The sequence below is a fragment of the Mitsuaria sp. TWR114 genome, assembly GCF_007997345.1.
The window spans coordinates 1-5274 of the sequence record NZ_VOSR01000734.1; the positions used below are offsets into that span (position 1 = coordinate 1).

The window sequence follows — 5274 nt, forward strand, 5'->3', positions numbered from 1 at the left end:
CCACGGCTGCTCCGGCGTCTCCCAGTCGAAGAGGCTGGGCCGCCCTGGACGCAGGACCGTCTCCATGCGCTGCGCGACGTCGCGCACGATGCGCCAGTCGGCGCGCGATTCGCCGGCTGGCGAGAGCGCGGCGCGCACGCGGCTGATGCGCCGCTCGCTGTTGGTGACGGTGCCGTCCTTCTCGGCCCAGGTGGCGGCCGGCAGCACCACGTCGGCGAAGGCCGCCGTCGCCGTGCCGGAAAAGGCTTCCTGCAGGATGACCAGCTCGCAGCGCTCGAGCGCCGCGCGCACCAGCGCCTGGTCGGGCATGGACTGCGCCGGATTCGTGCAGGCGATCCACAGCGCCTTGACCTCGCCGCGCGCGGCGGCCTGGAACAGTTCCACCGCCGTCTTGCCTGGCTGGTCGGGCATTGCGTCGACGCCCCACAGCGCAGCCACTTCATCGCGATGCGCGGCGTTGCCTGGATCGCGGTGACCGGGCAGCAGCGTCGCCATGCCGCCGCTCTCGCGCCCGCCCATCGCGTTGGGCTGGCCGGTGAGCGAGAACGGCCCCGCCCCGGCGCGGCCGATCTGGCCCGTCGCGAGGTGCAGGTTGATCAGCGCCGTGTTCTTCGCCGCGCCGCTGCTGCTCTGGTTCAGGCCCATGCAGTACAGCGACAGCGTCGACGGCGACTGCGCGAACCACTGCGCCGCCTGCAGGATCTGCGCTTCCTTGAGGCCGGTGAGCCGCGCCGATTCGCTCGGCGTCATCGTGCGCACCAGCGCCTTCAGTTCCGCGAAGCCGGCGGTGTGCCGCTCGATGAAGTCCGCGTCGATCCAGCCCTCCCAGATCGCCGCGTGCAGCATGCCGTGGAACAGCGCGATGTCGCTGCCCGGCTTGATCGCGAGGTGCAGGTCGGCGAACTCGGCCGTCTCGGTGCGGCGCGGGTCCACCACGATGATCTTCATCTGCGGCCGCGCCGCGCGGGCGGCCTCGATGCGGCGGAACAGGATGGGATGCGCCCATGCGGTGTTGGAGCCGGCGATGAACAGGCAGTCGGCCCGCTCCAGGTCTTCGTAGCAGGTGGGCGGCGCGTCGGCGCCCAGCGACTGCTTGTAGCCGACCACCGCCGAGCTCATGCACAGCCGCGAGTTGCTGTCGATGTTGTTGGTGCCGACCAGGCCGCGCGCCAGCTTGTTGAACGCGTGGTAGTCCTCGGTCAGCAGCTGGCCCGAGATGTAGAAGCCGATCGCGTCCGGCCCATGCTCGGCGCGGATCGCCAGCAGCTGCTCGGCGATGCGGCGCGTGGTCGTGTCCCAGTCCTGCGGCTCGAGCGCATCGTCGCGCGTGGGCCGCCAGGCCGGCTGCAGCAGGCGTTGCTGCTGGCGCACCAGCGGCGTCGCGGTCAGGTGCAGCGTCGAGCCCTTGGTGCACAGCCGGCCGAAGTTGGCCGGATGGTCGGGATCACCGCGCACGCCGACGACGCGCGTGGCATCGCCCTCGCCCGCCGTGTCGATCAGCACGCCGCAGCCGACGCCGCAGTACGGGCAGGTCGAGCGCGTGCTGCGCACGCCCTCGGCCGGCGCGTCCGTGGACGCGGCGGGCTCGCGATCCTGGGGCACCCGGGCGTTCATCGGCCGGTGCCGTTCAGCAGGCCACGCGGGTGCAGGGACCGGCCATGACCGGCGGCAGGTCGATGCCCACCGTGTCCAGTTCCTGCCGGTCCAGCAGCACGACGCCGTCCTCGACCTTGACCTGGAACACCGGCGTGCGGCCTTCATCCGGCTCGCGCGCGCAGCCGTTCTCCAGCGCGATGGTCCAGTTGTGCAGCGGGCAGGCGACGGCGTTGCCGAAGACGATGCCCTGGCTCAGCGGCCCGGCCTTGTGGGGGCAGCGGTCGAGCAGCGCGTGGATGCGGTCGTCGGCGGTGCGGAACAGCGCCACCTGCGGGCCCTTGGCGCGGGCGACGCGGCGCGAGCCCAGCACGGGAATGTCGGTGACGGCGCACACGGAGATCCAGTCGGTCATGGCGGGGCCTCTTGATCAGAAGGGGCCGCGCAGCGGCGCGGCGGGAACGGGTTTGGCGCCGGCACCGGCGGACCCGGCGGACGTCGCGCCGGCCGGGACGGCGACGCTGGCCACCGGCTCGAACTGGCGCACGTCGACCTGGGCCTTGGCGAACTCGAACCACGGATCGGGCTCGCCATCGAGCGCGTACTGCAGCTCGGCCCACAGCGCCTTGCGGCCCTCGTGGTCCTCGAGGATGCGCTGCTTCACATGGTCCAGCCCGACGCGGCTGACGTAGTGCACGGTGCGCTCGAGGTACCAGCCCTCCTTGCGGTAGAGCTGCATGAAGGCGCCGGTGTACTCCATCACCTCCTCGGCGGTCTTGAGCTTGACCAGGAAGTGCGCGACCTCGGTCTTGATGCCGCCGTTGCCGGCGACGTACATCTCCCAGCCGGAGTCGACGCCGATGATGCCGACGTCCTTGATGCCGGCCTCGGCGCAGTTGCGCGGGCAGCCGCTGACGGCGAACTTGACCTTGTGCGGCGCGTACATGCGCCACATCGCGCGCTCCAGGTCCTTGCCCATCTGCGTGCTGTCCTGCGTGCCCATGCGGCACCACTCGGAGCCGACGCAGGTCTTCACCGTGCGCAGCGCCTTCGCGTAGGCGTGACCGCTGGGCATGCCGATGTCGCGCCAGACGTCGACCAGGTCCTCCTTGCGCACGCCCAGCAGGTCGATGCGCTGGCCGCCAGTCACCTTGACGGTGGGGATCTTGTATTTGTCGACGGCGTCGGCGATGCGGCGCAGCTCGTCGGCGCTTGTCTCCCCGCCCCACATGCGCGGGATCACCGAGTAGGTGCCGTCCTTCTGGATGTTGGCGTGGCTGCGCTCGTTGATGAAGCGCGATTGCGGATCGTCCACGGCCTCCTTGGGCCAGGAGGAGATCAGGTAGTAGTTGAGCGCCGGGCGGCAGGTCGCGCAGCCATTGGGCGTCTTCCAGTTGAGCCGCTCGTACACCTGGTCCAGCGTGACCAGGTGCTCCTTGAAGATGGCATCGCGCACCTCCTGGTGGCTCAGCTCGGTGCAACCGCACACGGCCTTCTTCTTCGGCGTGGCCGAGTAGTCCCCGCCCGCGGTGAACATCAGCAGCTGCTCGACCAGCCCGGTGCAGGAGCCGCAGCTCGCGCTGGCCTTGGTGTGCTTGCGCACCTCCTCCAGCGTGAACAGGCCCTTCTCCTTGATCGCCTTGCAGACGGCGCCCTTGGTCACGCCGTTGCAGCCGCAGACCTCGTCGCTGTCGGCCATCGCGGCGGCCTTGTTGTGGCCCTGGTGGCCGACGTCGCCGATGTTGCTTTCGCCGAACATCAGCTTGTCCCGGATGTCGCCGATCTTGCGGCCCTCGCGCAGCAGCTTGAAGTACCAGCTGCCGTCGACGGTGTCGCCGTACAGGCAGGCGCCGACCAGCTGGTCGTTCTTGATCACCAGCTTCTTGTAGACGCCGGCGAAGGGATCGCTCATCACGATCTCCTCGGTGCCCTCGCCGCCCATGAAGTCGCCGGCCGAGAACAGGTCGATGCCGGTCACCTTCAGCTTGGTGCTGGTCTGGCTGCCGAGGTAGCGGCCGATGCCGAACTGCGCCAGGTGATTCGCGCAGACCTTGCCCTGCTCGAACAGCGGCGCCACCAGGCCGTAGGCGATGCCGCGGTGCGCGGCGCACTCGCCGACGGCGTAGATGCGGGGATCGGTCACCGTCTGCAGCGTGTCGGTGACGACGATGCCGCGGTGGCAGTGCAGGCCGGCGCTTTCGGCCAGCGCGGTGTTGGGGCGGATGCCGGCGGCCATCACGACGAGGTCGGCGGGGATTTCCTCGCCGTCCTTGAAGCGGACGGCCCGGACCCGGCGGCGAGCCGGGGCCTCCTCATCCAGGCGGCCGTCCTCCTCGCCGATCAGCGCCTCGGTCTGCGCGCCCATGCGGAAGCGCAGGCCGCGCTCCTGCAGCGACTTGCGCAGCAGGTCGCCGGCCTGGTCGTCGAGCTGGCGCTCCATCAGCCAGTCGCCGATGTGCACGACGGTGACCTGCATGCCGCGCAGCATCAGGCCGTTGGCCGCTTCCAGGCCCAGCAGGCCGCCGCCGATGACGACGGCGTGCTGGTACCTGGTGGCCGCCTCGATCATCGTGTTGGTGTCGGTGATGTCGCGGTAGCCGATCACGCCGTCCAGGTCCTTGCCGGGCACCGGCAGGATGAAGGGGTTGGAGCCGGTGGCGATCAGCAGCCGGTCGTAGTCGGCCTCGGTGCCGTCGGCGGCGATCACCTTGCGCTTGATGCGATCGATCTGCGTGACCGTCTTGCCCAGGTGCAGCGTGATGCCGTTCTCCTCGTACCAGGAGAGCGGGTTCAGGATGATCTCGTCCAGCGTCTGCTCGCCGGCGAGCACCGGGCTGAGCAGGATGCGGTTGTAGTTCGGATGCGACTCGGCGCCGAACACGGTGATGTCGTACAGATCGGGCGAGATCTTCAGCAGCTCTTCCAGGGTGCGGACGCCGGCCATGCCGTTGCCCACCATCACCAGCTTCATCTTTTTCATGCGGCACGCTCCAATCGGATTCGGGCGATGACGGCAGAATCGCCGCCACCATGAGTTTTGACATCGCCATCGGCCTGGCCAGCGACCGCGGCCCGCGGGAACGCAACGAGGACTTCGCCGCCGTGCAGCGTCCGCAGGACGCGCGCGAGGCCGGCAAGGGCTGGATCGCGGCGCTGGCCGACGGCGTCTCCGGACAGCCCGGCCAACCTGGCGAGGGCGGTGGCCGCATGGCGGCGCAGACCACCGTCGGCGCGCTGGTGCGCGACTACCACGCCACGCCGCGCCACTGGGACACCACCGTCGCGCTGGACCGGCTGATCGCCGCGCAGAACGGCTGGCTGGCCCATCACAACCGACGCGGCGAGCGCTCGGCGCTGACGACGCTCAGCGCCGTCGTGCTGCAGGGCGGTGGCTACACGGTGGCCCATGTCGGTGACAGCCGCGTCTGGCTGATCCGCGAGGGCCAGGCCACGCAGCTGACGCAGGACCACGCCATCGACCAGAGCGACTTCGCGCGGCTCACCCGCGCCATCGGCCTCGATGACACGGTGCGCGTCGACTACGCGCAAGGCGACCTGCGCGCCGGCGACCGGCTGCTGCTCACCAGCGACGGCGTGCACGGCCCGCTGCGGGCGAGCCAGCTCGCCGAACTGGCGATGGGAGAGGACGCCCAGGCCGCGGCCGAGGCGCTGGTCCGCGCC

At 70.3% G+C, this 5274-nt stretch carries 4 protein-coding genes; 1 reads left to right on the top strand and 3 read right to left on the bottom strand.

Annotated features, from left to right (window positions below; genetic code table 11):
• The 3 genes from FUT87_RS23330 to nirB form a co-directional block, all read right to left on the bottom strand.
• Positions 1 to 1551, bottom strand: a 1551-nt coding sequence (locus FUT87_RS23330) for a molybdopterin-dependent oxidoreductase (RefSeq protein ID WP_147242553.1), incomplete at its 3' end; no start/stop codon positions are given.
• 76 nt (positions 1552 to 1627) lie between these two features.
• Positions 1628 to 2008 (bottom strand): nitrite reductase small subunit NirD, encoded by a 381-nt coding sequence (gene nirD / locus FUT87_RS23335; RefSeq protein ID WP_091719853.1) that lies wholly within the window; start codon positions 2006 to 2008, stop codon positions 1628 to 1630.
• Positions 2009 to 2023: 15 nt separating this feature from the next.
• Entirely contained in the window at positions 2024 to 4573 is a 2550-nt protein-coding gene (gene nirB / locus FUT87_RS23340) for a nitrite reductase large subunit NirB (protein ID WP_147242551.1), read from the bottom strand.
• A 50-nt stretch (positions 4574 to 4623) separates the two neighbouring features.
• Between nirB and FUT87_RS23345 the strand changes: the two genes are divergently transcribed.
• On the top strand, positions 4624 to 5274 hold a 651-nt coding region (locus tag FUT87_RS23345; protein WP_147242552.1), incomplete at its 3' end, for a PP2C family serine/threonine-protein phosphatase.